The sequence below is a fragment of the Polaribacter sp. genome (assembly GCF_036480315.1).
In the GTDB taxonomy this organism is placed as follows: domain Bacteria; phylum Bacteroidota; class Bacteroidia; order Flavobacteriales; family Flavobacteriaceae; genus Polaribacter.
The window spans coordinates 70684-97649 of sequence record NZ_JAZGGG010000036.1 but is presented as its reverse complement, the minus strand read 5'-3'; the positions used below and the strand labels follow the sequence as shown (position 1 = coordinate 97649).

Annotated in this window: 13 protein-coding genes; 8 read left to right on the top strand and 5 right to left on the bottom strand. The window is 29.7% G+C overall.

What is annotated here, in order from left to right; genetic code table 11:
• Positions 1–11: 11 nt before the first annotated feature.
• Positions 12–2945 carry a GH92 family glycosyl hydrolase gene (locus V3V28_RS07270; RefSeq protein WP_331364359.1) on the bottom strand — a complete coding sequence of 978 codons (2934 nt, stop codon included), beginning with the start codon at positions 2943–2945 and terminating at the stop codon, positions 12–14.
• Between the two features lie 63 nt (positions 2946–3008).
• Here V3V28_RS07270 and V3V28_RS07265 point away from each other — a divergent pair, with 63 nt between their 5' ends.
• The 4 genes from V3V28_RS07265 (at position 3009) to V3V28_RS07250 (ending at position 9804) form a co-directional block, all read left to right on the top strand.
• The gene (locus V3V28_RS07265; protein WP_331364358.1) at positions 3009–5300 is read left to right on the top strand and encodes a beta-N-acetylhexosaminidase; all 2292 of its coding nucleotides are present in this window, start codon (positions 3009–3011) and stop codon (positions 5298–5300) included.
• Between the two features lie 124 nt (positions 5301–5424).
• Positions 5425–6129 carry a copper homeostasis protein CutC gene (locus V3V28_RS07260; RefSeq protein WP_331364357.1) on the top strand — a complete coding sequence of 235 codons (705 nt, stop codon included), beginning with the start codon at positions 5425–5427 and terminating at the stop codon, positions 6127–6129.
• Positions 6122–8608, top strand: a complete 2487-nt coding sequence (locus V3V28_RS07255) for a beta-mannosidase (protein ID WP_331364356.1) — start codon at positions 6122–6124, stop codon at positions 8606–8608. Before V3V28_RS07260 ends, V3V28_RS07255 begins: the two co-directional genes overlap by 8 nt.
• Before the next feature lie 116 nt (positions 8609–8724).
• Positions 8725–9804 carry a glycoside hydrolase family 53 protein gene (locus V3V28_RS07250; protein WP_331364355.1) on the top strand — a complete coding sequence of 360 codons (1080 nt, stop codon included), beginning with the start codon at positions 8725–8727 and terminating at the stop codon, positions 9802–9804.
• Positions 9805–9954: 150 nt separating this feature from the next.
• Here the strand turns inward: V3V28_RS07250 and V3V28_RS07245 are convergent, their stop codons facing one another.
• Positions 9955–12495 (bottom strand): DUF559 domain-containing protein, encoded by a 2541-nt coding sequence (locus V3V28_RS07245; RefSeq protein ID WP_331364354.1) that lies wholly within the window; start codon positions 12493–12495, stop codon positions 9955–9957.
• A 78-nt stretch (positions 12496–12573) separates the two neighbouring features.
• Here V3V28_RS07245 and V3V28_RS07240 point away from each other — a divergent pair, with 78 nt between their 5' ends.
• The 4 genes from V3V28_RS07240 to V3V28_RS07225 all read left to right on the top strand — a co-directional run bounded on the left by V3V28_RS07240 (position 12574) and on the right by V3V28_RS07225 (position 21148).
• A complete protein-coding gene (locus tag V3V28_RS07240) occupies positions 12574–13785 on the top strand; it encodes an RsmB/NOP family class I SAM-dependent RNA methyltransferase (RefSeq protein WP_331364353.1) in 1212 nt (403 codons plus the stop codon).
• A 13-nt stretch (positions 13786–13798) separates the two neighbouring features.
• Positions 13799–15964, top strand: a complete 2166-nt coding sequence (locus V3V28_RS07235; RefSeq protein WP_331364352.1) for an endonuclease — start codon at positions 13799–13801, stop codon at positions 15962–15964.
• 162 nt (positions 15965–16126) lie between these two features.
• A complete protein-coding gene (gene purL / locus V3V28_RS07230; RefSeq protein WP_331364351.1) occupies positions 16127–19825 on the top strand; it encodes a phosphoribosylformylglycinamidine synthase in 3699 nt (1232 codons plus the stop codon).
• A gap of 93 nt (positions 19826–19918) precedes the next feature.
• Positions 19919–21148, top strand: a complete 1230-nt coding sequence (locus tag V3V28_RS07225; RefSeq protein ID WP_331364350.1) for a threonine/serine ThrE exporter family protein — start codon at positions 19919–19921, stop codon at positions 21146–21148.
• A gap of 157 nt (positions 21149–21305) precedes the next feature.
• Here the strand turns inward: V3V28_RS07225 and V3V28_RS07220 are convergent, their stop codons facing one another.
• From V3V28_RS07220 to V3V28_RS07210, 3 genes are all read right to left on the bottom strand, one after another.
• Positions 21306–22052: a head GIN domain-containing protein gene (locus tag V3V28_RS07220; RefSeq protein WP_331364349.1), complete on the bottom strand. Its 747-nt coding sequence runs from the start codon at positions 22050–22052 to the stop codon at positions 21306–21308.
• Between the two features lie 83 nt (positions 22053–22135).
• Positions 22136–24550 (bottom strand): ABC transporter permease, encoded by a 2415-nt coding sequence (locus tag V3V28_RS07215; protein ID WP_331364348.1) that lies wholly within the window; start codon positions 24548–24550, stop codon positions 22136–22138.
• A 2-nt stretch (positions 24551–24552) separates the two neighbouring features.
• The gene (locus tag V3V28_RS07210) at positions 24553–26964 is read right to left on the bottom strand and encodes an ABC transporter permease (protein WP_331364347.1); all 2412 of its coding nucleotides are present in this window, start codon (positions 26962–26964) and stop codon (positions 24553–24555) included.
• Between the last annotated feature and the right edge of the window lie 2 nt (positions 26965–26966).

Sequence of the window (26966 nt, the reverse complement as noted above, 5' to 3'; positions counted from 1 at the left end):
TCGCAATAAAGTTATTTTATCTGAATTTCATCGACAAACAACCAGCTTCTTCCATCGTGTTTATAACCTAAATGCCACTTTGGAAGTTTGCCTAACTTTTTTGCGATGATTTTTATGTATCTAACTTTTTTTGGCTTAATAGTTATTCTTGATTCTTCAATTGTTACATTTTCTTTAGATTGAACCTTTTCAAATTTTCTTTTAGTTATGGATGTAAAATTCACTCCATCAATAGATGTTAAAAAATCAATTTCAGTTGGAAGAAAAATCCAACTTCTTTGGTCTTCTAAACAATTAATCCCTATTTCTGTTATATATTTTATTTTTCCCAAATCAACAATAGCAACTAAATCTGTATCAAAATACCCTTGCCAAGTTCCAGTTCTAAAATCTTCTGCACCTACAATTCCGTCAATCAAAGCATTTGCTCCACCTCCATTGTATTGATTTGCATATTTATTTTCTAAAATTACAGTTAAGTTTGGATCAATTTTAAAGAATTCAGTAGTAATTGTTGCACTTTTTTCATTTCCTCTTTGTGCATACATTTTCAAAGAACTTTTTTCTGAAACTGTAAAAGGTTTTGTATACTCTTTAAACGCATCACCAAAAGAATACATGATTTTCTTATCAGTATCAACAGAATTTAACACCACTTCTGTACTACCTCTAAAAGCAATATCTCCAGTTGCAATAAATGGTGCTGCAACAATTATATGTTCTTCAATTTTTGTTGATGGAATAAATTTGTTTTTTGTTCCCCAAGTTGAAGATTTATTTGTCATTTCAAAAACCAAACTTCCTCCATTCATAATATCTTTATGATTGATATATGAATACTCATAAACATCTCCATTTAATTGTACAGATTTAATGTATTTATTTTCTGATGAACTATTATTTGCCTGCACTGTAAATGATTTTCCGTTTTCTAAATTGATGGTTGCTTTTTCAAACAACGGACTTCCAATAATATATTGATTAGAACCTGGTGTTACAGGATAAAAACCTAATGAAGAGAAAATATACCAAGCACTCATTTGTCCACAATCTTCGTTTCCTGAAATTCCATCAGGCGTATTTGTGTACAATTCAGTTAAAATCTGACGTACTTTTTCTTGCGTTTTAGAAGGTTTATTTACAAAGTTATACAAATATGCCATGTGATGACTTGGTTCGTTTCCATGTGCATATTGACCTATTAAACCAGTAATATCTACTTGATGACGACCAGAAGCTTTATCTTCAGCAACAAATAATTTATCAAGATTTGTTTCTAACTGCTTCTTTCCTCCTAATAAATTTATGAATCCAGAAATATCTTGAGGAACATAAAAACTGTATTGCCAAGAATTTGCTTCGGTGTAATTAAAATTCACTTCATAAGGGTCAAAAGGTGCAAACCACGTATTTCTAAACCTTCCTCTCATAAATTGAGTACTTGGATCAAAAATATTCTTATAATATTGTGCTCTTTCAGAATAGGTTTTAAAATCATCTTCTTTACCTAATTCTTTTGCCATTTGAGAAATGGTCCAATCATCATAAGCATATTCTAATGTTTTAGAAACTGATTCAGATTCTTTTTCAACAGGAATAAATCCGAAATTTTTATAGAAATCCAATCCTAATTTATCACGAGTTGCAGAATGTTTCATAGCTTCAAAAGCTTTGGCAACATCGTAATTTTTTATTCCTTTTAAATACGCATCTGCAATAATAGGAACTGCATGATAACCAATCATACAACCTGTATAATTCCCTGCTAAATCCCAAATTGGCATAATACCACCTTCATCATATTTTGCTAAAAAAGTGTTAACAAAATCGTTCGTTTTTTCTTGTTCTATAATTGTGTATAAAGGATGCGTAGCTCTGTAAGTATCCCACATAGAAAAAACAGTATAATAATCAAAGCCTTTTGCTTCGTGGATTTTTAAATCGATTCCTCTATACCTTCCATCTACATCTTGATATAAATTTGGCGCAATAGAAACATGATACATAGAAGAATAGAAATTGACTTTATTATCTTTATTTGAATCTTCTAAAACAATTTTTTCTAATTGCTTTTCCCAAAAATTTTGTACCGTTTTTTTAACTTCCTCAAAAGTTTGATCTCCTATTTCACCTTCTAAATTTTTTCTTGCTCCTTCAATATCAACAGCAGAAATTCCTACTTTAATAAAAACAGGTTCATTATTTGGATTGTTGAAATTCAAGGCAATTTTTTGCGCACCTACCATTCCTTTTTTTGATGGAGATTGTAAAACATCAGAAAAAGAATGCGATGTTTTAATTACAAAAAATAAACGCTGATCACTTGCCCAAGCTTCAGAAAAACGGTGTCCTGTAATTTCAGTATCAGAAATTCTATTAATTTTTGCGTCTAAAACTTTATCTCTGTGTAATAAATCTAAAATTACAAATTGATTTTCTGCTGAAGGAAAACTGTATTTATGAATTCCACTTCTTTTAGAAACTGTTAATTCAACATCAATATTTGTATCATCTAAATGGACTTTATAAAAACCCGGTTCTGCCACTTCTTTATCATGAGAAAACCTCGATTTATAACCTTCTTTTCCATCAGCTCCATTATTAAAAACTTGTTTGTTTGTTGGCATTAACAAAATATCTCCATAATCAGAAACTCCAGTTCCGCTTAAATGTGTGTGCGAAAAACCATAAATTTCATCATCTGAATAATGATAACCAGAACATCCATCCCAACCATCTAAACGTGTGTCTGGTGAAAGTTGCATCATTCCAAAAGGCATCGTTGCACCAGGGTATGTATGACCATGACCTCCAGTACCAATAAACGGATTTACATAAGAAATAAGTTGTTTGTCTTTTTTTGCTTCAGAAATAATTACTTTTTCTTTACAAGAAATAAAAACGAAAAAAGCTAAAATATACGAAGTTAGAAATTGATTTTTCATCAGTAAAATAAATATAAATTTTTGTCTAAATTAGCAAGATAACCATAATCAATCAATTAGCAAATGGGTACTTTTAGACGAACAACACAAATTACAATATACACAACAGTAGTTCTACTATTAGCTGCGTGTTTTAAGGAAAATAAGATTGCTACTGTACCAAATATTATTCCAATTCCTACAGAACAAGTTATAACTGAAAGAGTTTTTATCCTAAATAACGACACCAAATTAACGTATGATAATGACTTAAAAAACGTTGCTGAATTCTTTAAAAGTTATATTAAAAAAAACAATACAATCAAATTAAATGATGGTTCACAAAATACTATCAACTTTAAAATTGATAATACTATTAGTAATGATGAAGGTTATCAGTTAAAAATTACAACTAAAGAAATCTTGATTTCTGCAAAAAATCAAAAAGGAGCTTTTTATGCTTTTCAATCTTTAAGGCAACTATTACCTACTAATTTTGAAAATTCTACAGAAAGTGAATTTGCTATACAATGTTTAGAAATTAAAGATGCTCCACAATTTGGGTATAGAGGAATGCATTTAGATGTTGGTCGTCATTTCTTTGATGTTGATTTTATAAAAAAATACATCGATTTAATGGCAATGTTAAAAATGAACACGTTTCATTGGCATTTAACAGAAGATCAAGGTTGGCGAATTGAGATTAAGAAATACCCTAAACTACAAGAAATTGCTGCTTTTAGAAATGAAACCTTAATCGGGCATTATAATGATCAACCTCAAAAATTTGATGGAAAAAAATATGGTGGTTTCTATACACAAGAAGAAATTAAAGAGGTCGTAAAATATGCTACACAAAGACAGATTACAGTAATTCCAGAAATTGAATTACCTGGTCATGCACAAGCTGCAATTGCTGCATATCCAGAATTAGGCTGTACAGGAAAACAAGTTAAAGTTGCTACAAAATGGGGTGTTTTCGATGAAATATATTGTCCAAAAGAAAATACATTCAAATTTTTAGAAGATGTAATTGATGAAGTAATTACACTATTTCCTGGAAAATATATTCATATTGGTGGAGATGAGGCTCCAAAAACAAATTGGAAAAAATGTGCGCATTGTCAGAAACTAATAAAAAAGGAAGGTTTAAAAGACGAACATGGTTTACAAAGTTATTTTATCACTAGAATGGAAAAGTATATCAACTCTAAAGGAAAACAAATTATTGGTTGGGATGAAATATTAGAAGGTGGTTTAGCGCCAAATGCAACAGTGATGTCTTGGAGAGGAATTAATGGCGCAGTTGAAGCTGCTAAACAAAAACACGATGTAATTTTAACACCAAATTCTCATTGTTATTTTGACCATTATCAATCTACCAATGAAAATGAACCTGTTGCAATTGGTGGATTTCTTCCGTTAGAAAAAGTATATAATTTTAATCCGATTCCTGAAGAACTTACTATAGAAGAAGCTAAATATGTATTAGGAGCTCAAGGAAATATTTGGACAGAATATATGCAAACTTCAGATAAAGTAGAATATATGGCATTCCCTAGAATGATTGCTTTAAGTGAAGTTGTTTGGTCTAAACCAACTAATAAAAACTATGATGACTTTATAAAAAGGTTAGAATTGTTTAATGAAAGATTGGATGTTATGAGTGTAAATTATGCCAATCATTTATATGAAGTTACTGGTGAATTAATTAATGAAAACGGGCAAATTAGTTATCAATTAGAAACAACTACAAATGGAAAAAGCATACGGTTTACAACTGATGATTCTAAACCAAATAGTTCTTCAAATGTTTCTACTGATAAAATAGAAATTAAAAAAAGTCTAACTATTAAAGCTGCTATTTTTAATTCTGAAGGAAAGCAATTAGGAAGTGTTTTCGAGCAAAAAATAAACCTACACAAAGCCGTTGGAAAAAAGATTTCTTTAAGCGTTGAACCTCATAAATCTTATAATGTCGGAGGAAAAAAAGCATTAATTAATGGTATTTCTGGAAACAACAAACGCTATGGTGACAAAGAATGGTTAGGTTTTAATGGTGATGATGTAGAAATTACTATTGAATTTGATAAACCAACAGAAATCAATTCAATTTCTACACGTTTTCATAACGGAAATGGACAATGGATTTATGCGCCGAAAAAAGTTTTATTTTACTTTGATGATAATAAAAATCCATTTGAATTAAAATTAGAAAAAAGCGATGATTTATTAATCAATGCGATTATGGTTGCAGATCATATGAAAGCTACAAAAATAAAACTTACAATTCCAAATTATGGTAAAATTCCAGATGGAAAACAAGGTGCTGGTCATAAAGCCTGGTTATTTATTGATGAAATAATTGTTGAGTAAAAACATACTGTCAGTTCAAGTGAATTTTTGAAGAATGAAAAAATTTGTATCGAAAACAAAAAACATCTCGATACAATTTTGAGGAAAACTCAAAATCACTCGATGTGACATATTTTAAAAAATTATGAAACTAGAAATCTGTGCAAATTCATATCAATCAGCAATAAACGCTCAAAAAGCTGGAGCAGATAGAATAGAACTTTGTTCTGAACTTTTTGTTGGTGGAATTACACCTTCTTTTGGAGTACTAAAAAATGTTTCAGAAGAAATTACAATTCCTGTAAATGTTTTAATCAGACCCAGAAGTGGTGATTTCTGTTATACTAACGATGAGTTTTTATTGATGAAAGAAAACATCAAACTTTGTAAAAAACTGAAGTTAAACGGAATTGTTTCTGGAGTTTTAAATACTGATAATTCTATTGATATTGCAAGAACAAAAGAACTTATTGAGCTTTCTAAACCATTAACTTTTACCTTTCATAGAGCTTTTGATTGTGTTATAAATCCTAAAGAATCTTTACAACAACTAATTGATTTAGGGATTAATAGAATTTTAACTTCTGGTTTACAAGAAAAAGCAGAAAACGGAATCGAATTACTAAAAGAATTAAATCTTTTAGTAGAAAACAACTTGATACTTCTTCCTGGAAGCGGAATTAACGCAATGAATGCAAAACTTTTTAAAGAAGCAGGTTTTAAAGAAATTCATACTTCTGCTTCAAAAATTATCAGTGACGAAAAAAGTATTTTCTTTAGCAATATTCCACAAACTGTTTCAGATATAGAAACGATTAAAGAAATTTTAAAAGTGATTAAAAATGCGTAAAATAGTATTTCTATTATCAATAATATTTGCTTTTGGCTGTAGTTCTATTGAAAAAGATGTTCCATTAAAAATGTCATTAATCGATAATTGGCAATTTAAAGGAATTGATACTTTAGATTGGAAATCTGCTTCTGTTCCTGGAAATGTATTTACAGATTTATTGAATCATAAACTTATTGAAGATCCTTTTGTAAAAACAAATGAAGAAAAAGTACAATGGGTTTCTAATAAAAATTGGAAATACAAGACAACATTTCAACTCACAAATGAAATTCTAAAAAAGAAAAATATTCAACTTAATTTTGATGGTTTAGATACCTATGCAACCATTTATCTAAATGATTCTTTACTCGGACAAACAAATAATGCTTTTAAAAAATTTAGTTTTAATATTAAAGAATTCGCTAAAAAAGAGAATCATCTAGAAATTATTTTTACAAATACCCATTATAAAGAATCGATTGCTGAAAATAAAAATCCTTATAAATTACCGGAAGGAAAACGTATTTACACAAGAAAAGCACAATTTCAATACGGTTGGGATTGGGGACCAAAACTAAACACTTCTGGTATTTGGAAAGATGTTTCTATAAATTCTTGGGATGATTTAAAGTTTGAAAACATTTACATCAAACAAAAAAGCGTAAACAGAGAAAAGGCAATATTGTCCGTTGAAATTAGTATTGAAAGTCCTGCTGATAAAGACATAAACCTATTCACAAAAATTAATAGAGAAGTTATTTCTTCGAGTATCTCATTAAAAAAAGGAAAACACACATACAAAGTTCCCATAGAAATAGTGAATCCGAAATTATGGTGGACGCATAATCTAGGAGATCCGTATTTGTACAATTTTAATTTTCAATTGATTTCTGATGGGAAAATAAAAGACGAACAGTCAATTAAAAAAGGAATTAGAACTATAAAATTAATTACCAAAAAAGACGCAATTGGAGAATCTTTCTATTTTGAATTGAATGGAAAACCTGTCTATGCAAAAGGTGCGAATTACATTCCACAGAACAGTTTTCAGAATAATGTAACCAATCAACATTATGAAAAGTTATTGTCTGATGTTGTAGCTTCTAATATGAATATGTTAAGAGTTTGGGGTGGAGGAATTTATGAAAACGATATTTTCTACGAATTATGTGATGAAAAAGGAATTTTAATTTGGCAAGATTTTATGTTTGCTTGTGCCATGTATCCTGGTGATAAAGAATTTTTAAAGAATATCAAAGAAGAAGCAGAACAACAAGTTAAAAGATTAAGAAATCACGCTTCCATTGCTTTGTGGTGTGGAAATAATGAAAACTCTGAAGGTTGGAAACGTTGGGGTTGGCAAGCGGATAGAACAGATAAAGAGAAAGAAGAAATTTGGAATGATTATAAAATTGTTTTTGATACTATTTTACCAAATTCAGTGAAAAAATACTGCGAAACTAGTTATTGGAAAACTTCGCCAAAATATGGAAGAGGAAACCCGAAATACAAAACAGAAGGTGATGCACATGATTGGTGGATTTGGCATGATAGTTATCCATTTGAGCATTTAGAAAACAATGTTCCACGATTTATGAGTGAGTTTGGTTTTCAGTCTTTTCCGAGCTTTGAAGCGTTGAAATATATAAACCAGAGTGATACTATTAATTTAAAAACAGATGCTATAAAATCGCATCAAAAACATGCTAGAGGTTTTCAATTGATTAACGATTATATGAAACGTGATTATAAAATTCCTACAAATGATGAAGATTACGTTTATGTAAGTCAATTATTACAAGCAAAAGGAATTGTAATGGGAATTGAAGCTCAAAGAAGAGCAAAACCCTACAATATGGGAACACTCTTTTGGCAATTAAATGATTGTTGGCCAGCAATTTCTTGGTCTAGTATTGATTATTTTGGAAATTGGAAAGCGTTACAATATAAATCTAAAAAGGCTTTTGAAAACTTATTAATATCAACGACGGTTAAAGATAATGAAGCTTCTATTTATATTGTAAATGACAATTTTAACCTTTATTATGAAAACCTATTTATTGAATTAATCGATTTTAAAGGAAATGTACTTTGGTTTGACAAAAAGCTTGTTTCTGTTGAAGAAAATGAAAGCAAGAAAGTCTATAAATTATATATAAGAAATATGAATATTGATACCCAAAAAACTTATTTAAGAATTAAATTTGCAAACGAAACAAGTATTTCTTATTTAGAAAAACCAAAAAACTTATTATTAGAAAATAGTGAAATTATAAAAAGTATAACCAAATTTGGTGAAAAACAATTTTTGATAACTTTAGAAAGTAAAACCCTTCATAAAGATGTTTTTTTACACACAAGTGAAAAAGGGCATTTTACTGACAATTTCTTTGATTTAGAGCCCAATAAAGTAAAGGTATTATTTTTTGAAACAGATGCAAATTCTTTAAATGATTTAAAGATTAAAACACTCAATGATATTTTAACTCTTAATTAAATTAAACAGGTGTTTTCCCTCTTGACTTTTTGACTCAAAAAATCTAACTTCGCTAACTACGAATATAAGTCATTAAAACGACGTCATATTCATGTTAACGTTAGCGAATTAAATAAATGAAATTATCAATTCAAATAATATTTCTTTTCTTAGCATTTAGTTCTTGTGAAAAAGATGATACAAGTATAACTGAACCAGAGAACGATAATTCTATGTACATCTCATCTGTAGATATTTCAAACTATCCTGAAATATTTAATTCAGGCCCTACATTCTATGATTTGGAAGGAAATCAAAATGATTTTTTAAACATACTTAAGGAAAACGGAATAAATACTGTTAGATTGAGACTTTGGGTAAATCCAAGTAATGAACACTCTGGATTTAATGAAGTAAAACAGTTTTCCCAAACCTTAAAAACTAATGGTTTTAAAACTTGGCTAACTATTCATTATTCTGATACTTGGGCTGACCCTGCTCATCAAGAAACTCCAACGCAATGGCAAGGAATAAGTTTTGCCCAATTGAAAGACAGCATATATAACTATACTGAAAAAATTATGGACGAATTACAACCAAATTATATTCAAATTGGTAATGAAATCAATTCTGGTTTGCTTCACCCATCTGGACATATTTCAAATAATTATCAAAAATTTAAAGAATTAATGAATATGGGGATTACGGCAGTAAGAGCCAATTCAACTGAAACTGAAATAATTTTGCATTTTGCAGGTATTGAAGGCTCTGATTGGTTTTTTAATCAAGTAAATACATTAGATTATGATATTATAGGCTTATCATATTATCCAATATGGCACGGAAAATCTTTAAATAACCTCAAAACTAAAATGCAACATTTAAGTGAAACCCACAATAAAAAAATAGTTATTGCAGAAACATCCTACCCTTTTACACTCGAATGGAATGACTGGACAAATAATATTGTAGGTTTAGACGAACATCTAATTTTACCTGAATATCCTGCAACAATTGAAGGTCAGAGAAAATTTATCGAACAAATTAAAATTTTAACCAACGAAGTAGAAAATGGAATAGGATTTTGTTATTGGGGAGCCGAATTAATTGCTTGGAAAGGAAACCAATCTATAAATGCTTCTCCTTGGGAAAACCAAGCGTTATTTGACTTTGACAATAAAGCCTTACCAATATTAAGAGAATTTAAAATTGAATAAAAAACTACTGGCAACAAAGTATAAAAATAATAGTCAAATTGTAGTAAATATGAACATTGTAGCCCGCAATAAAAGTTGTAGTAAACTGAAAAATTCTACTTCCACAGTCGGTTACTATTCTTATACAAACCGTTAGCTAATTATAAATCTCTAACTAATCTCACTCCAAATTTTAGAAGTTTTAGACAATTCTACATACGTTTTTTTAATATTACTATTTTCTGGTTTTGATAAATTAGAATCTTCTTGTAATAAAGAAATTGCAGTATTTCTTGCCGCTACCAAAATTTTTGTATCTCTTACAACATCAGCAATTTTAAGATTTAAAACGCCACTTTGTTGTGTTCCCATTAAATTTCCTGGTCCACGTAATTTTAAATCAACTTCTGCAATTTTAAAACCATCAGTAGTATCTACCATTGTTTTTAAACGGGTTTTTCCTTCCGAAGATAGTTTATAACTAGATAGCAAAATACAATAACTTTGGTCTGCTCCTCTACCAACTCTACCTCTTAATTGATGTAGTTGAGATAAGCCAAAACGTTCTGAACTCTCAATAATCATAACACTTGCATTGGGCACATTTACACCAACTTCAATTACAGTTGTTGCTACCATAATTTGGGTTTCACCTTTTACAAAACGTTGCATTTCAAATTCTTTATCTACAGGTTTCATTTGTCCGTGTACAATACTTATTTGATATTTTGGTGCAGGAAATTCGCGAGAAACACTTTCATAACCATCCATTAAATCTTTATAATCCATGGCTTCAGATTCTTGAATTAAAGGATACACAATATAAACTTGTCTTCCTTTTTCAATTTCATCTCTCATAAACTTAAAAACAGACAATCGGTTACTATCAAAACGATGTACGGTTTTCACTTCTTTTCTTCCTGGAGGTAATTCATCAATTACAGAAATATCTAAATCTCCATAAACAGACATTGCCAAAGTTCTAGGTATTGGCGTAGCTGTCATTACTAGAATGTGAGGCGGAGCCCACCCTAACCCTCCCGAAGGGAGAGAATTATCACTGTTATTTAATTCTTGTGTAATCTTCTTGGTTACTTCTTCAATGTCACCAATAACTTCTTCATTGGTAAACCTTTTTACTTTAAAACCTAATTCTTGTAAAATTTGTGTCCTTAAATTATCTGCTTCTTGTTGTTCTTTTGTGTTATAATATTTTCCATCAACTTCAATAATTAAAGATTTTTCAATACAAATAAAATCAACTATAAATTCATCTACAATATATTGTCTTCTAAATTTTATATCTAGTTTTTTTGTTTTTAACTGTTGCCAAAGAACCTGTTCTGCTGGAGTAGTTTGTTGTTTTCTGTCTTTTTGTAATTCTTTCATCAATTTATAAACTGATGGGCGTGCAGTCATATAGTTTTGGTGTACAGTTTGGGCTCCTTCCCTTTGGAAAGATTGTGATGCGCCACCTTTTTTCCATAATTTAGATCTTTGAGCAACTCCAAATCTATGTTGTTCATCAATAATTGCGATTCCTAGGTTTTTAAACTTTACTTTATCTTCTAACAAAGCATGTGTACCAATTAGAATATGTAAAGTACCATCTTCTAAATTTTTATGAATTTCTCTTCGTTTTTTCACTCTAACAGAACCAGTTAATAAATCTACATTTAAATCCATTTCTGCAACCAATTCAGAAATTGCATAATAATGCTGTGTTGCTAAAATTTCAGTTGGCGCCATAATTGTAGCTTGAAATTCGTTATCTATTGCCAAAAGCATTGCCAATAAAGCTACAATTGTTTTTCCTGAACCAACATCACCTTGTAAAAGACGATTCATATGTGCACCAGACGCAACATCTTTTCTAATTTCTTTTAATACTCTTTTTTGAGCATTTGTTAATTCAAAAGGCAAATGATTCTTGTAAAAAGTATTAAAACTCTCCCCAACATTTTCAAAAACAAACCCTTTTATTTTAGTTTTATTTAAAAGTTTCTTTCGCAGTAACTGTAATTGAATAAAGAATAACTCTTCAAATTTTAATCTATTTTGCGCTTTGGCTAAATTTTCTTGATTTTTAGGAAAATGTGCATTTAACAAAGCATCTCTTTTAGACATCAACTTAAAACTGTCTATTATTTCTTGTGACAAGCTTTCTTTTATTGTTTCAAAAAATTGTTGCAGTAAACTTTGAATATAGTTTCGCATCAACTTGTTAGAAACTCCAGAATTTATTAATCTTTCTGTTGATGGATATACAGGCTGCATTTTAGTTTGCAACTTTTTCTTGTACTCTATAACCAATTCAATTTCTGGATGTGGAATACTAAAATTACCATTGTAATGATTTAGTTTTCCATAAACCACATAAGGTTCATTTACTTTAAGAGAATCTTTAATCCATTTTTGACCTTTAAACCAAACCAGTTCCATGGTTCCTGTAGCATCTTGAAAAGTTGCTACTAACCTACTTCCTCTTTTTTGTGCTACAGATTTTACGCTGGTAATCTTACCTACAACCTGTACTTCAGAAGAATTTGGTTGTAACTCCTTAATGGTGTAAAAAGCAGTTTTATCAATATATCTAAATGGAAAAAAATTCAATAAATCATTACATGTTTTTATACCTAATTCTGTATAGATAAGGGTTGCTCTTTGTACACTAATTCCTTTTATGTATGTAATTGGGTAACTTAAATTCAATTTATAGATATATAAATAACGAAAATACAAAATACCTTTTATTTAATGTATCTTTGCAGCCCATTATCAAGAAAAAAAATGAGATTACACAGAAACTTAACTTTTGCTGTTATTGATAGCATTAGAGATATATTTAACGAAGGTGTTTATGCAGATAAAGCGGTAGAAAAAGCTTTAAAAAGAGACAAACGTTGGGGAGCAAGAGATCGTAAATTTGTTGCAGAAACAATTTATGATGTTGTTCGTTGGAACAGATTATATGCAGAAATTGCTGAAGTTAAAGCACCTTATGATAGAGACAATATTTGGAGGTTATTTTCTGTGTGGTGTATTTTAAGAGGAATTGCATTACCAGATTGGAATCAAATTGGTGATGTACCAGAAAGAAAAATTAAAGGTCGTTTTGATGAATTGTCTAAAACAAGAAAATTTAGAGAATCTATTCCAGATTGGATGGATGAATTATGTGTTTCTGAATTAGGTGAAGAAATGTGGACCAAAGAAATTGCTGCTTTAAATATACAAGCAAACGTAATTTTAAGAACCAATACTTTAAATATTTCAAGAGAAATTCTTCAGAAAAAATTGCATGCAGAAAATGTAATTACAGAGTTAGTACCAAATCACCCAGATGCGTTAATTTTACCAGAAAGAGCAAATGTTTTTAGAACAGAAGCTTTTCATAATGGTTTTTTTGAAGTTCAAGATGCTTCTTCTCAATTGGTTGCTGCATATTTAGATGTAAAACCAGGTATGAAAGTTGTAGATACATGTGCTGGTGCTGGTGGTAAAACGTTGCATTTATCTGCCTTAATGGAAAATAAAGGTCAGATTATTGCTATGGATATTTACGAAAGTAAACTCCGTAAATTAAAAGTTAGGGCAAAAAGAAATAAAGCACACAATATAGACATGCGTGTTATTGATTCTACAAAACCTATTAAAAAACTACATGGAAAAGCAGATAGAGTTTTAATTGATGCTCCTTGTTCTGGTTTAGGTGTAATTCGTAGAAACCCTGATTCTAAATGGAAATTACAACCAGAATTTATTGATAATATTAAAAAGATACAACAAGAAATTTTACAGAGTTATTCTAAAATGGTAAAACCAGGAGGAAAAATGGTGTATGCTACTTGTTCTGTTTTACCTTCAGAAAATCAAAATCAAGTTAAGACTTTCTTAACATCAGATTCAGGAAAAGATTTTATATTTGTGTCAGATAAAAAAGTATTAGCGCATACTTCTGGTTTCGATGGATTTTACATGGCGCTATTAGAACGAAAATAATAATATAAATATGATGAAAAAATTACTCCTTTTTATTTTAGCAATTACATCTTTCAATTCTTATTCTCAAGAAGCTTATTATAACGATGTAGATTTACAATTAACTGGCATTTCTTTAAAAAATGCTTTGGCCACAAAAATAACGAATACGCACGTTAATTTTTTAACTTACACACCAGATGTTTGGATTGCATCTAAAATAACAGATGTAAACCCTTCAAATTCAGCAGAAGTTTTATTAGTATATGGCTATGAAAATGGAACTGATCAACCAATAGATAATGATAGAGAAAGAGGCATAAATGATAATGGAGGTGGTAGTTCTCAATGGAACAGAGAGCATATTTTTCCAAAATCTTTAGGGAATCCTAATTTAGGAACTACAGGTCCTGGATCAGACGCTCATCATTTAAGACCTTCCGACCCAAGTAGAAACTCTTCTAGAAGTAATAGAAAATTTGGTAGAGGTACTGGAAATTCTCGTTTTTCTACAATTGATTTTCATCAAGGTTTAGATGGACCAAATACAGCTGCTTGGTATCCTGGTGACGAATGGAAAGGTGATGTTGCAAGAATGATTATGTACATGTATTTGCGATATGGTAGCGTTTGTTTACCAACCGCTGTTGGTGTAGGTAATAATGCCAATACTCCAGATGATATGATTGATTTATTTTTAGTTTGGAATGTAGAAGACCCTGTTTCTGATTTTGAAAGAGGAAGAAATACATATCATGAAAACACTACTAACTCTTCTGCACAAGGAAACAGAAATCCATTTATAGATAATCCTTTTTTAGCAACAAGAATTTGGGGTGGAGATTCTGCTCAAGATACTTGGGGAATTTACACAACAAATGATTCAGAAGCACCAACTGTGCCTACTGATGTAGCAATAAGTAATATAAACTTTACTTCTTTTGATGTTACTTGGACTGCTTCTACAGATAACGAAGCTGTAACTGGTTATGATGTTTTTGTAAATGGTACTTTAACAAAACAAACAGCAAATACTACTGTATCAATTTCAAACTTAAACCCTAACACAACCTATTCTATAACTGTATTAGCAAAAGATTTAGTTAATAATAAATCTGCACAATCTACAGCTGTAAACGGAACAACATTACAAGATAGTATTGCACCTTCTACACCAACAAATGTAACTACTAGTAATATTTCTGATAGTTCTTTTAAATTAACTTGGACAGCTTCAACAGATAATAATGAAGTTGCATCTTATGAAGTTTATTTAAACGGAAACTTAAACTCAACTGTGACAGAATTATCATATACAATTTCAAGTTTAACGGCTTCTACAAGTTATACTTCTTACGTTATTGCAAAAGATACTTCAGGGAATAATTCTACACAATCATCAACGGTAAATGCAACAACTACCGCTGGCGGAACTGGCGTTGCTTCAGAATTATTTATTTCAGAATATGTAGAACCTGCCGGAGGTAATAATAAAGCAATCGAAATTGTAAATCTTACAGGAAGTACAGTTGATTTAGCTGCGTATGATTTAAGAAGAAACCCTAGTGGTGGTGGTTCTTGGTCAGATGCTTTTTTCCTAGACAGTGGTTCTATAAAAAGCATTCTACCTAATGATGTTTTTGTAATTACAAATCCAGGAGCAGATAATAGTATTTTAGTAGCGGAATCTGATTTGCAAACAAATGCAAATATAGATAACGGTGCACCTTTAAGTTTTAATGGAGATGATCCTGTTGGCTTATTTAAAAATGGAGTTTTAATAGATATTGTAGGTAAATTTAATGGCAGCGAAGGGTTTGTATATCAAGACACTACATTAAGAAGAAATGGAGATGTTAGTGGACCAAATACTACTTATAATGAACAAGGTGAATGGACTTCTTTTCCAGAAAATACTTTTGACGGTATTGGTAGCTTTACAAGTACTTTAAGCACAAAAGAAAACTCTTTTGAATCTTTTAATATCTATCCAAATCCAGTAAGTGGAAATGATTTATTTATAAAAACTTCACAAGATTCAAGTATTAAAATTTACAATGTACTTGGTAAATTAATGCTTACAGATAGTATAAATAGTAGTAAAAGTAAAATTGATGTTTCTTCACTACAAAAAGGAATATATCTTTTAAAAATAATTACAGGAAATGGTAGTACTACTAAAAAGCTAATAAAGTCATAAGTTTTCAAAAAAAAACTAAAAAAAGACAACTTTTTAAGTTGTCTTTTTTTTTGGTTTATAAACACATAAACAATGAACCAATTTCACTTAAATAATTCACTGTAATTAAGTTGAAAAAAGGTAAATTTGCATTTTACAACAAAACGCAAACACAACACTAAAATGATTCATTTCTTTGGAGACAAAAATAGTAAATTTTTCGCTGTTCAAACAACAAAAGAATTAACAGCCAAAACAATTTCTAAATTAACTTGGTTATTTGCAAATCAACCAAAAATAGAAGAAACATCCATAGATGCTTTTTTTATTGGCCCAAGAGCAGCAATGATTACTCCTTGGAGTACAAATGCTGTTGAAATCACCCAAAATATGGGAATCAAAGATATCATTAGAATTGAAGAATTTGTTGCTTCTACTGAAGACGCTTCTGATTTTGACCCAATGATTTCTGAAAAATTCAATGGCTTACATCAAGAGTCATTTGATCTTGATGTGCAACCAGTAGCAATTTTAGATATTGAAGACATCGCTGCATATAATAATCAAGAAGGGTTATCATTAAGTGATGAAGAAGTTGAATACCTAGAAAGTGTTGCGACTAAAATTGGAAGAAAATTAACAGATTCGGAAGTATTTGGGTTTTCTCAAGTAAACTCAGAACACTGTCGTCATAAAATATTTAATGGAACTTTTGTTATTGATGGCGAAGAAATGCCAGCATCTTTATTCAAGTTAATAAAAGAAACATCTAAGCAATTTCCTAACGATATTGTTTCTGCATACAAAGACAATGTTGCTTTTGTAAAAGGACCTAAAGTGGAACAATTTGCTCCTAAAACAGCAGACAAACCAGACTTTTATCAAACAGAAAATTTTAATTCTGTTATTTCTATAAAAGCAGAAACACATAATTTCCCAACAACTGTTGAGCCTTTTAATGGTGCCGCAACTGGTTCTGGAGGAGAAATTAGAGATAGACTAGCTGGAGGAAAAGGTTCTTTACCTTTGGCAGGAACTGCTGTTTATATGACTTCTTACTCTCGTTTAGAAGCTTCTATCGATGCTGTTAAGAACACAAGATATTGGGAAAATAAATTTGAAGCAAGAGATTGGTTGTACCAAACGCCAATGGATATTTTAATAAAAGCATCAAACGGAGCTTCAGATTTTGGTAATAAATTTGGGCAACCTTTAATTACAGGTTCTGTATTAACTTTTGAGCATGAAGAGAATTCTTCATCTAGTGAATCTAAACCTAGAAAACTTGGATATGATAAAGTAATCATGCAAGCTGGTGGAATTGGTTATGGAAAAGCAGAACAAGCATTAAAAGACACACCTAAAGAGGGTGATAAAATTGTAATTCTTGGCGGTGAAAACTACAGAATTGGAATGGGTGGAGCTGCAGTTTCATCTGCAGATACTGGTGCATTAGATTCAGGAATTGAATTAAACGCTGTACAACGTTCTAATCCAGAAATGCAAAAACGTGCAGCAAATGCCGTTCGAGGAATGGTAGAAAGTGAAGAAAATTTTATTGTTTCTATTCACGATCATGGTGCTGGTGGACATTTAAATTGTTTATCAGAATTAGTAGAAGATACTGGTGGAAAAATCGATTTAGATAAATTACCTGTTGGAGACCCTACCCTATCTGCTAAAGAAATTATAGGTAACGAATCTCAAGAAAGAATGGGATTAGTTATTGCCGAAAAGCATATAGATACTTTACAAAAAATTGCAGAACGTGAGCGTTCTCCAATGTACACTGTTGGTGAAGTTACAGGTGATGATCGTTTTACTTTTGAATCTAAATCAACAGGTGAAAAACCAATGGATTTAGCTTTAGAAGATATGTTTGGTTCTTCTCCTAAAACTGTATTAACAGATAAAACTGTAAAAAGAAATTATAAGAATTCAAGATATAAGGTTAAGAATTTCAACAATTATTTAACTCAAGTTTTACAATTAGAAGCTGTTGCTTGTAAAGATTGGTTAACAAATAAAGTAGATAGATGTGTTGGTGGTAAAGTTGCCAAACAACAATGTGTTGGTCCATTACAAATCCCGTTAAATAACGTTGGTGTAATGGCGTTAGATTATAAAGGAAAAGAAGGAGTTGCAACTTCAATAGGGCACTCTCCTATTTCTGGGTTAATTGATCCTGCTGCAGGAAGTAGAAATGCAATTACAGAATCTCTTACCAACTTAATTTGGGCACCACTAAAAGTAAACTTAAAGAGCGTGTCGCTCTCTGCTAACTGGATGTGGCCTTGTAAAAATGAGGGTGAAGATGCCCGTTTATACAAAGCAGTAAAAGCTGTTTCAGAATTTTCTATAGATTTAGGAATCAATGTACCAACAGGAAAAGATTCTTTATCAATGAAGCAAAAATATGCTGATAGTGAAGTAATTGCTCCAGGAACCGTTATTATTTCTGCTGCAGGAAACTGTAATGAAATAAGTAAAGTTGTTGAACCTCTTTTAAAACTTGATGGAGGAAATATTTATTATATTAATATTTCTCAAGATGAATTTAAATTAGGTGGAAGTTCTTTCTACCAAGTTTTAAATACGATTGGTAATCAAGCTCCTGATGTAAAAGATGCTACTTTTGTAAAGAATACTTTTAATACAATTCAAGAATTAATTAAAGGTGATAAAATTACTGCAGGACATGATGTGGCTTCTGGTGGATTAATTACAACTTTATTAGAAATGTGTTTTGCTGATGTTAATTTAGGAGCAGATTTTGATATTTCTTCTTTAAATGAAGAAGACTCTATAAGAGTATTATTTGCTGAAAATTCAGGAATTGTTTTTCAAGCAGACGCTTCTGTAGAGACAATTTTATCAGAAAATAATATTGAATTTTTCAATATTGGAAAGGCAACTAATTCAGGAACTGTAAATATTCAAAACAGTGAAGAAAATTTCTCTTTTGATGTTACTGAAATGAGAGATATTTGGTATAAAACTTCTTTCTTATTAGATCAAAAACAAACTGCTAATAATTTAGCTCAAGATCGTTTTGATAATTATAAAAAGCAGCCTTTACAGTTTACTTTTCCAAAGAACTTTAAAGGAATATTACCAAAGATAAACGCTAAAGGAACAAAACCAAAAGCAGCAATAATTCGTGAAAAAGGTTCAAATTCTGAACGTGAAATGGCTAATGCAATGTATTTAGCTGGTTTTGATGTGAAGGATGTTCACATGACAGATTTAATTTCTGGTCGTGAAACTTTAGAAGACATTCAGTTTATAGGTGCTGTTGGAGGTTTCTCTAATTCTGATGTTTTAGGTTCTGCTAAAGGTTGGGCTGGTGCATTTTTATACAATGCAAAAGCAAAGAAAGCGTTAAAAAACTTCTTTAAAAGAGAAGATACATTATCAGTTGGTATTTGTAATGGAGCACAATTATGGATGGAATTAGACTTAATTAACCCAGAACATAAAGTACATGGAAAATTAGTACACAACGATTCTAAAAAGCATGAAAGTTCTTTTACTTCTGTAATAATTCAAGAAAATGATTCTGTAATGTTATCTAGTTTAGCAGGAACAGAATTAGGTGTTTGGATCTCTCATGGTGAAGGAAAGTTCAACTTACCAGAAGCTGAAGAGAACTATAATATTGTTGCAAAATATGGTTATGAAGGATATCCAAATAACCCAAATGGTTCAGATTTTAACACCGCTATGATGTGTGATAAAACTGGTCGTCATTTAGTAACAATGCCACATATAGAACGTTCTACATTTCAATGGAATTGGGCTAATTACCCAGCAGGTAGAAAAGATGAAGTTTCTCCTTGGTTAGAAGCTTTTGTAAATGCTAAAAACTGGTTAACGAAATAATTTCAAAAAAAAAGTATCTCTAAAGGGCTTTTTTAAAAGCCCTTTTTTTTTTGCTCTAATAATTAATAAAACAACATTATTTAATAAATACAAATGAAAATTCCAGAAAAATATCAATTTATAGTTGCACTAGGAAAAGCGTTGCACGTATACGGTATTCCTTCATATAAGATTCAAGCTTACCTAACAGAAGTTGCTAAAAAACAAGGCATTACTGGTAGCTTTATGGATTCCCCTACTTGGATAAATTATGTTTTCTATGAAGGTGAAAAATCGTATAATTATGTTGAATGTGTGCTACCTGGTTCTTTAAATTTAGGTGCTTATTCTAGAATTGCAGAATTGACTAATAAGGTTATAGATTCTAAAATTGACAATGCCCAATTAAATGAAGAATTGAATAGTATTCATGCCAAAACCAAGGTTATAAATCACTTTCGATTAACGTTGGCACATGCTTTTTCTGCAGGTTGTTTTAGTATATTAATTGGTACTAATTTGGTGTCTTTTGCTTTTTCATTATTGTTAGGCGCATTTATTTATCTTTTAGTTTTTTTAACAAGTAAATCTAAATATTTAGAAAACGTCTTCGAGTCTTTAAGTGCTTTAGTTGTAACTATTATCTGTTGTTTATTAACATTAGTTTTTCCAAACTTTAATTTAGGCTTAACCATATTAGCCTCTATTATTATTTTTATTCCCGGATTAGCAATTACAACTGCTTTAGAAGAAATAACTTCTAAAAGTTTGGTTTCTGGAGGCGCAAAACTTTTTGATGCAATTCTTTTACTATTTAAACAGTTTTTTGGAGTATTGCTTGGTTTAGCATTAATGACATCTTTGGTTGATATCGACTTAACATATCATGTTTCTGAAATGCCAAAATGGACTATATTTTTTGCCATTCCTATATTATCAATTACGCTTTTACCAATATTTCAAGTTCGAAAAAAAGACATGCTTTTTGGAGTACTAACTGGTGTTATTGCTTTTTTAATGACTGTATTATTCTCTGGTTACGGTGTATTAGTGAGTACTTTTATAGGTACTTTGGTTGTGGTTGCAATGAGTCGTTTATTTGGTCTAATTTCTAAAACTCCAAAAACCGTTTATTTAATTCAAGGAGTTGTAATGCTTGTACCAGGAAGTAAGTCCTTTATGGGTTTAAGTAGTTCATTTTTTAATCCGGCTACTACAACAGGTTCTGCAAACTTATTTGAACAAGTTGCTTTTATACTTATGGGTATTATTGGTGGACTTCTTTTTGCGGGTACTTTTAGAGAAAGAAGACCTAGAAAAAATGGTATTGAAATAAAAAAATAAACTCCTTATTATATAAAAAAAAATCAGCTTTTAGAAAATTCTAAAAGCTGATTTTTTTTTTGCGTTAGGGATTGAAGCTTTATTTGAGCTCTTTTTACTTTTTTGTAAAAAAGCGAGTGCGTAAAGCCCGACCTCTGGGAACGCTCAAAAGACAATACTAGAGCACTTTTCTTATGGTAGAATCTCCAATAACAATTCCTTTCTTTAGTTGAGCATTTCCTTTATAAAGTACAGTTGCTTCTCCATAAGCACTTACTTTAATTCTTTCAGAAACATTAAACTGAAAAGTTCCGCTTCCATAAGCTGTTAATTTAGTTTCTTTTGATTTAACGTCTGAAGCCATTACTTTACTTGCTCCATAAGCTGTAATTTTTTGCTTCTTAATGGTTCCTTTTTCCATATTTAAATAACTGTCTCCATAAATAGAAATATCTAATTTATTTACTTCAATATTGGTAATAGTAACTTCAGATTTTCCGTAAATTCTTAATTTGCATTCTTCTTGAATTAAAGGAGTTTGAAATGTCATTTTTTCTTCTCCTCTTAAAGAAAATGTTTCCACATTTACATAGGTAATAATTAGTTTTACTACTCTACCTTTATATAATGGGACTTTCCTTTCAGTATTTTTAATAACAATCTTTTTATTTTTAGTATATGTTTTAGCACCTTCTAAATACACTTGAAGTGTTCCTTTTTCTAATTCGTATTTAAATTTTTCTTTTGGAACATTAATATCTTGAATTTCGATACTTGATTCAGTTCCTTTTTTGAAAATTGTTTCTATATGCGGACTTACAATGACTTTATCAAAGCTTTTATTTAATTTTATAGTTTTCTGTGCAACCAAATTAGTATTGATTAACAGTAATGATATTGATAAAATGAATAACTTGAATTTCATATTTTTATTTTAAAATTAGTTTTGAATAGGTAGATACTATACAAAAGACTTCATAATTTTTAGTTTGTGACTGTTTTTTAAATTTATTCAAACTTTAAATATTTAATTAAGTCTACTTTGGTTGCATTATACGCTTTTAAACCAACGACCACAAAAACTAAAATAGTTAGTATAATTGGTGTAATTATAAATGGTAAAATTGGCATATCTATTCTATATACAAAGCCTTCTAGCCAGTTTTCCATAAAATAATACGCTATTGGAACTAGAATTACAGAAGCAATTAAAGTTATTTTTAAGAAATTTTTTATCAATTGAAACATTATTTCTTTTACTGACGCTCCTAATGTTTTTCTGATTGCAACTTCTTTTAATCTTTGCTGAATAGTTAATGTAGCCAACGCAAATAAGCCTAATAGAGAAATTATAATAACTACTGTTGTTAAAATTAAAAACAACGTTTTTTGGTCTTGATATTTCTTAAATGTTCTTGCGAATCGTATATTTAAAAATTGTGCATTAAAAGGGTAGCCTTGTTCAATATTTTCTTTCCAGTAATTTTCTATATATTTTAGGGTTTCTGCTACATTGTTTGGTTTTATTTTAAATTGAATTTGCCAAAAGTTATTTTTAATCCAATTATAGGTATTCCAATGAACCATCATTGTTGGTACAATTTTGCGATCTAATCCATGAGTATGATAATCTTTAACCATACCAATAACATTTAATGTTATTGGTACTTTATTATCTCCGTAATAACCTGGTTTAATTTTTTCTCCAATTGGGTTTTCGTAAATATTAAATGCTTTGGCTAATGTTTCATTTATTATAACACTTGTAATAGTATCTGATGCCTTATTTTCATCTAAAAACCTACCCTTTAACAAGGTTACATTCATGGTTTTCAAATAATTATAATCTATTGCATTTGCAAATGTTTGAATAGAAAGTTCTTTATGATTTACATTTGTAGACATTGAACTTCCACCTCCTATTGTAAAAGAATTACTGGTTACAACATCTATATTTGGGTGCTTAATTAACTCTTTTTTTGCTAATTCATACTTTTTATATCTATTTTCATATTCATTCATAGATACCATAATAACTTGATCTCCTTTAAAACCCAGATCTTTATTCATCATATAATCTACTTGGTTATAAATTATTAACGATCCTGTAAGAAAAAACCCAGAAATTAAGAACTGAATTCCTAACATAATATTTCTTGCAAAAACACCTTGTTTACTTCTAGAAACATTTCCTTTTAAAACTTCTACAGCTTTAAATTTAGAGAGGTAAATTGCAGGAATAAAACCAATAAAGACAGATACAATTAATGCGATTAATGCAACTTTAGTAATTAATGAGAAATTTAAAATAGAAATTTCTTTATTCATAAAGTCATTAAAAGAAGGCAAAATAAGTTCTACTACCAATAATGATAAAATGAAAGCAATAACTCCTTGAAGCACTATTTCTAAAGCATATTGCTTTACTAACATTAATTTAGAAAGCCCTAAAGTTTTCTTTACCCCTACTTCTTTTGCTCTTTGTGTTGCTGATGCAATTGAAAGATTTATAAAGTTAACACAAGAGATTATTATTAATAAAATAGACAAGGATAACATAACTATAATCAACTGATAATTCCCTTTTCCTTCAGGACCAGCTTCATCTGCAATTGTTTTTAAACGAATATCTTTTAAAGGTTCAAGAATAACTGTTGTTCCATGTTTTTTAAAGAATTCTTCTGTAGAAAGACCATCTTTTTTAGCTTGTGGTTCCGTTGCATTTTTAAACCAAACATCATTTGCTTTTTTATTTATATCATTTAAAACGGCACCTTTATTTGATTTTACAAATAAGTTATTAGAAAAATTTCCCCAATGCCCTTCAGGATTTCTTTTAAATTGAATAACAATATTTGGCATAAAATAATGTTTACCAATTATTTTATAAACGGTAGTAATAATAAAACTTCTATTATTAAATTCAATTGTTTTACCGATAGCAGATTTTTTTCCAAATAAGTTTTTTGCTTGTTTTTCTGATATTGCTATATGGTTTTTACCTTTAACAAAGGTTTCTGAACTACCTTCTAAAATTTCAAAAGGAAAAAAAGAGAAGAAATTAGATGTCCCTTTTAATATATCTTCAATAAATAATTGTTTTCCATCAATTTTAACAACTGAACTATTTAACCAAGCATTACTTAAATAAAAGTCATTTATTTCTGGTATATCTTCTTTATACTTAACACCTTCTGCATTTGTACTGCTAGCCCAAATATCTCCATCAGACATTTTATGAATTACTCTGTAAATTTCATCTACATTAAGGTTTTCTGCATTGTAGCTTTGCTCATCATTAAAATATAACAACACCAATAATAAACCAGCAAAACCTACGGTTAACCCTAATATATTTATAACCAGATTTAACCAGTTTTTCTTACTATTTCTAAAGAATATTTTAAACCACGTTTTTAACATAATTATTCGAATTTTAAATATTTAATTAAATCAATTTTTGTTGCGTTGTAAGCTTTTAAACCAACAACTACAAAAACTAAAACTATTAATATAATTGGGGTTAATACATAAGGTAATATTGGCATTTCTACTCTGTACACAAAGTTTTCTAACCAGTTTTCCATAAAATAATACGCAATCGGAATTAGTATTATTGAAGCACTAACTACTACTTTTAAGAAATTTTTTAATAGTTGAAACATAATTTCTTTTACGGATGCTCCTAGCGTTTTTCTTATAGCAACTTCTTTTAAACGTTGCTGAATTGTTAAGGTTGCCAAAGCAAATAAGCCTAAAAGAGAAATTAATATTACTAGAATTGATAGTATTAAAAACATTGTTTGTTGCTTTTGATATTTATCATAGGTTTTTGCAAAATTTTGATCTAAAAACTTATAAGAGAAAGGATATTTAGCATCCACATTTTGTTTCCAAAAGGTTTCTATTTCTGCAATTGTTTGGTCAATATTGTTTCCTTTTATTTTAAATTGAATTGCAGGCATCCAAGTTTTTGCAAATTCAAAAGTATTCCATAACCCCATAAACATTGGAGCAATTTTAGTATCAAAACCTTCAAAATGAAAATCTTTAATAACACCAATAATTTCAAATTTCACATCTTCAGACCAACCAATGTCTACTATTTCGCCAATTGGATTTTTAGCAATACCCAATTTTTTTGCAGCAGTTTCATTTATAATTAATTTATTTAAAGAGTCTGATGCAATGTCTTTAGAAAAATTTCTTCCTTTTAAAATTTTAATTTTTGCAAAGTCTATGTAATTATAATCTACTAAATTAGATGCTGCATTAAAACCAATGTCATTAATTTTATGATTTAAAGAAGTACCGTTTACAAAACCATCTCCTGGCACAAACATACTTGAGGTAACTGCAGTTATGTTTTCATTTTTTGATAAAATTTGTTGTGTTAATAAGAACTTTTTATACTCATTTTCAATATTAAAAACCTCGACAGATAATACTTGTTCTTTATCGAAACCTAAATCTTTTTGCAGCATATAATTAATCTGATTTCCTACAATTAGCATACTTATTATAAAAAATCCTGATATTAAAAACTGAAGTCCAAGCATTACATTTCTTGCTGAATTCCCTTTTTTACTTTTAGAGACACTTCCTTTTAAAACTTCTATCGCTTTAAAATTTGATAGATATAAAGCAGGAATACTTCCAACAAAAAATGAGATAATTACAGCAACTAAAAATAGCGTAAACAATGAACTGGTATGTAAAATTGAAATATCTTTACCTACAAATTCATTAAAAAAGGGCAATACCAATTCTACAATTACAAGCGCAATTACAAAAGAAATGAGACCTTGAAAAACAATTTCAAATACATATTGAAAAAGCAATTGTTTTTTTGATAAACCTAATGTTTTCTTTACACCAACTTCTTTAGCTCTTTGACTTGCTGAAGCCACAGATAAATTAATAAAATTAACACAAGAAATAAGAATTAACAAAATAGACAAGCCCAACAAAACTATTAATAATTGATAATTCCCTGTTCCACTTGGTCCCCCTCTTTTTGCAGAACTATGTAAGTAAATAGTGTCTAATTTATCTAAAAGTACAGTTGGTATTCCATAACGTTTATCAAATTCGTCTATGGTTACACCAGCTTCATTAGCATAAGGCTTATAAGCATTAATAAAAATTTGATTCATTTTTGACTTTAAAACAGCCAAATCTGTACCTTCTATAATTCTACAAAACAATTCGTTATTATGATTTCCCCAATTCACTTCAAAAGCTTCTGAAAACTGAATTAATAACTCTGGCTCTTGATGCGTGTTTTTTGGCAATTTATAAATACAGGTTACAGCATAATTTTTATTATTGATTTTAACAAAATTACCAACTGCTTTTTCATCTTTAAAAAGACGATCTGCATATTCTTTCGAAATCGCAATATTGGTTCTTGTTTCTGCAAATTTTGCAGTAGAACCTTCAATAATTTCAAAAGGAAAAAAATCAAAAAACTGTGGCTCTGTAAAGATTACTTTATCCGTAAACTCAAAAGCATCTTTATACTGTAAAACTCTACTTCTGTAGTGTAAACCCACCATTAAAGCTTCTGTAACTTCTGGTATTTCTTTAGGATATGTTAAATACATTCCTGGATTTACAGAGTTCCAAACTTCACCAGATTTTGGTTGTTTTATGTTTACTCTGTAAACACTTTCTTTATTCGGGTTCCACTGATTGTAACTCTTTTCTTCATTTAGATATAATAAAATGATTAATAAACCAGCCAAACCAAGTGTTAATCCACTGATATTTATCAATGCATTTAACCAGTTTTTCTTACTGTTTCTAAAGAATATTTTAAACCATATTTGTAACATAG

Bases quoted from the DNA above. Each gene is read 5' to 3' on its own strand.
- V3V28_RS07270 (WP_331364359.1), bottom strand. From the start codon at position 2,945: ATGAAAAATCAATTTCTAACTTCGTATATTTTAGCTTTTTTCGTTTTT.
- V3V28_RS07220 (WP_331364349.1), bottom strand. From the start codon at position 22,052: ATGAAATTCAAGTTATTCATTTTATCAATATCATTACTGTTAATCAAT.
- V3V28_RS07210 (WP_331364347.1), bottom strand. From the start codon at position 26,964: ATGTTACAAATATGGTTTAAAATATTCTTTAGAAACAGTAAGAAAAAC.
- V3V28_RS07265 (WP_331364358.1), top strand. From the start codon at position 3,009: ATGGGTACTTTTAGACGAACAACACAAATTACAATATACACAACAGTA.
- V3V28_RS07235 (WP_331364352.1), top strand. From the start codon at position 13,799: ATGAAAAAATTACTCCTTTTTATTTTAGCAATTACATCTTTCAATTCT.
- V3V28_RS07260 (WP_331364357.1), top strand. From the start codon at position 5,425: ATGAAACTAGAAATCTGTGCAAATTCATATCAATCAGCAATAAACGCT.
- V3V28_RS07215 (WP_331364348.1), bottom strand. From the start codon at position 24,550: ATGTTAAAAACGTGGTTTAAAATATTCTTTAGAAATAGTAAGAAAAAC.
- V3V28_RS07250 (WP_331364355.1), top strand. From the start codon at position 8,725: ATGAAATTATCAATTCAAATAATATTTCTTTTCTTAGCATTTAGTTCT.
- V3V28_RS07255 (WP_331364356.1), top strand. From the start codon at position 6,122: ATGCGTAAAATAGTATTTCTATTATCAATAATATTTGCTTTTGGCTGT.
- V3V28_RS07240 (WP_331364353.1), top strand. From the start codon at position 12,574: ATGAGATTACACAGAAACTTAACTTTTGCTGTTATTGATAGCATTAGA.
- purL (WP_331364351.1), top strand. From the start codon at position 16,127: ATGATTCATTTCTTTGGAGACAAAAATAGTAAATTTTTCGCTGTTCAA.
- V3V28_RS07225 (WP_331364350.1), top strand. From the start codon at position 19,919: ATGAAAATTCCAGAAAAATATCAATTTATAGTTGCACTAGGAAAAGCG.